The organism is Pseudonocardia pini (assembly GCF_013870575.1).
Lineage (GTDB): Bacteria > Actinomycetota > Actinomycetes > Mycobacteriales > Pseudonocardiaceae > Pseudonocardia > Pseudonocardia pini.
Genome location: NZ_JACBXB010000742.1, coordinates 1 through 2,734, shown reverse-complemented (window position 1 = coordinate 2,734; position 2,734 = coordinate 1). Strand labels below are relative to the sequence as shown.

At 73.1% G+C, this 2,734-nt stretch carries 3 protein-coding genes and 1 pseudogene; 3 read left to right on the top strand and 1 reads right to left on the bottom strand.

All coding sequences use genetic code 11. The features are described from left to right. Both H5J29_RS28165 and H5J29_RS28160 read left to right on the top strand, forming a co-directional pair. Window positions 1-557, top strand: a pseudogene (locus H5J29_RS28165) (FAD-binding oxidoreductase); the annotation flags it as partial. A 98-nt stretch (window positions 558-655) separates the two neighbouring features. Then, entirely contained in the window at window positions 656-967 is a 312-nt protein-coding gene (locus H5J29_RS28160) for a hypothetical protein (protein WP_181784019.1), read from the top strand. Window positions 968-970: 3 nt separating this feature from the next. Here the strand turns inward: H5J29_RS28160 and H5J29_RS28155 are convergent, their stop codons facing one another. Continuing rightward, window positions 971-1,762 (bottom strand): DUF2268 domain-containing putative Zn-dependent protease, encoded by a 792-nt coding sequence (locus H5J29_RS28155; protein WP_181784018.1) that lies wholly within the window; start codon window positions 1,760-1,762, stop codon window positions 971-973. A 163-nt stretch (window positions 1,763-1,925) separates the two neighbouring features. Between H5J29_RS28155 and H5J29_RS28150 the strand changes: the two genes are divergently transcribed. After that, on the top strand, window positions 1,926-2,734 hold an 809-nt coding region (locus tag H5J29_RS28150), incomplete at its 3' end, for a glycosyltransferase (RefSeq protein WP_181784017.1).

Below are 2,734 nucleotides of genomic sequence, written 5' to 3'. Positions count from 1 at the left end.
TCGGGTCGGCCGCCGAGGGTGCGGAGCTGCTCGCGCCGATGCGGGCGGTCGCGAGCCCGCTGATGGACACGGTCGGCGACCTGCCGTACGCCGCGATCGACGCCGTGCACATGGACCCGACCGACCCGATGCCCATGTGGGACAGGGGGACCTCGCTCGCCGAGCTGTCCGTGGACACCGTCGAGACGCTGCTGGCGCACGCGGGCGCGGAGAGCGGGACGCCGCTGGCCATGGTGGAGCTGCGGCTGCTCGGCGGGGCGATCGCGCGCAGGCCCGAGGTGCCCAACGCGGTCTCCGGCCGGGACGCGGCGTACTCGGTCTTCACCGTCGGCGTGCCGGTGGGCCCGGAGCCCCATCTCGTGCCCGCGGCGAGCGCCGCCCTCGTGGAGGCGTTGCGCCCCTGGTCCGCCGCGGGCGGCCTGGTGAACCTGCTCGGGCAGGCCTCGCCCCGCCGGGTCGGCGCCCTCTGGTCCCCGGTCGACCGCGCCCGGCTCGTCGACACCGCCCGCCGGTACGACCCGGAGGGCACGTTCGCCACCAACGTCGTCATCGGCTGATCCACGGGGGAGGGTCGGCAGCCCGGGTGACACGAGTGGACGGCGTGTGAGCTGCCCGGAACGATGGGGGTCCCGGCACGAGGAAGGGCAGGACCGCCATGGCCATCTCCAGTGAGGATCCGACCGCCGAAGCCCGCGAGGCCCGCACCCGGGCCACGCAGGTGCGGGGTACCAGGGTGTGGGGCTTCGGCGGCCCCACCTCGGGCACCGGCTCGCACGACGGGCAGAGCGCGCTCAAGCTCCACCGCGGCATCTCGGTGCTCGCCTTCCTGCTGTGCGTCCTGGTCGTGGTCGTGTTCATCCTGGACGGCGTGATCGTCCCGGCGATCGTGTTCGCGGTGATCGCGCTCGGCTGCGTCGCCATCTTCGGCTGGACCAGCGTGCAGCTCCGAAAGCCCACCGACCACTGAGAGTCAGGGCTCGACTACCCTCCGTGGAATGGGTCGGGCACGACACCGGATGCCCGGCCATCTCCGGCCCCGGCTGGCGATCGCCGCGGTCCAGGTGCTGGGGCTGGCGGTCTGGTTCTCCGCCTCCGCCGTCGCCCCGACCCTGCGGAACGCGGCCTCGTCCCCGACCGCCGACACCCCGATCCGGGCTCGTCCCAGCTCGTCGCCGTAGAGCTCCCGCGCGAAGGCGTCCGCCAGCCCTTCCGACACCACGTGCTCCCCGACCGTGACCGTGGCGGGATCCCACACGACGTGGCCGGGTGCGTACCGGACGTTGTGGTGCAGCTCGTGCACGGCGGTGGCCTCGAGGCGGGCCAGGTTCTCGGCCGACGGCCAGACGTTGAGGTACAGGTGGCCGGGTACCGACCCGTTGGCGTTCATGCCGAGGCTGGTCCGCTGGAAGAACTCGTCCGTCGGGTCGCCGAGCACGAGGAGGACCACGGCGTCCGGCACGCGGACGCCGGGGTCGGCACGTTCGAGGACCGCCGCGGCGGCCTGCAGGGCGTCGCGGATCCGCTCCCAGGCGTTCGCCTCCTCGAGCCGTCGCAGGCCGTCGAGAGAGCGGTCGACGTCTCGGTCGAGGGGGAAGCCGGAGCCCAGGGCATGCATCCGGACCAGGTCCGGCTCGCCGGGGAAGTAGCGGTACATGCCCGCGGCCGGCTCCACCATCGCGCGCAGCAGGTGCGCCCTGTCCTGCGCGTCGGCGTGCAGGATCTCGCGCATCGCGGGCCCGGTGTCCAGGACGGTGAAGGTCATGGCCCTGATCCTCGGGTCTCCAGCGGGTGGAGACGCAAGCGGGAAGGAGACGCGTTCTCCCCTCTTCATCGTCTAACACACCCCTGGTCTTGCGGCAAGACCCCGGTCGTCCCGCACACTTCGCCGCCGGACGTCGGGGTGGGCAACACGGGGGAGTGTCGTAGTGCGGGTTCTGTTGGCGACGTGGGGGTCGCGAGGGGACGTCGAGCCCCTGCTGGGGCTGGCCGTCGAGCTGCGCGCTCGGGGCGTCGACGTGCGGATGTGTGCGCCGCCGGACTTCCAGCAGCGGGTGGGCGAGGTCGGCGTGTCCTTCGTGCCGATGGGGTTCCCGGTCCGGGCCCTGGTGGCCTCGAGACCGTCGCCCGTGGACGTGGCCGCGGCACTGGTCGGGCAGCATTTCGACGTCGTCGGGAAGGCGGCCGAGGAGTGCGACGCGGTGGTGGCTACCGGTCTGATGCCCGCGGGCGTGCGTTCGGTGGCCGAGCACCTCGGCATCGTCTACGTGCACGCCGGTTTCCATCCGATCGGGATGCCGTCGCCGCACTATCGGCCCGGACCTCGGCCGGGTGGGCCGTTCCCGCCGGACGAGACCGACCTGCGGGTGCTGTGGCGGATCGACGCCGAACGGGTCGACGCCCTCTACCGCGAGCCGCTGAACAGCCGGCGCGCCGCGCTCGGGCAGCCGCCGGTGGACAACGTCCGGGACCACATGTTCACCTCGCGCCCCTGGCTCGCCATGGATCCCGTGCTCTGGCCGTTCCCGGGCGCGCTGGGGTTCGAGGTCGTGCGGTCCGGCGCGTGGATCATGCCGGACGACCGGCCGTTGCCCGCCGATCTCGTGGAGTTCCTCGACGCGGGTGACCCGCCCGTCTACGTGGGCTTCGGCAGCATGCAGCTGCCCGACGCACCCGACGCCGCCGCGGTGGTACGTGCCGCAGGGCCAGCAGTCCTTCGGCCAGATGACGACCGCGG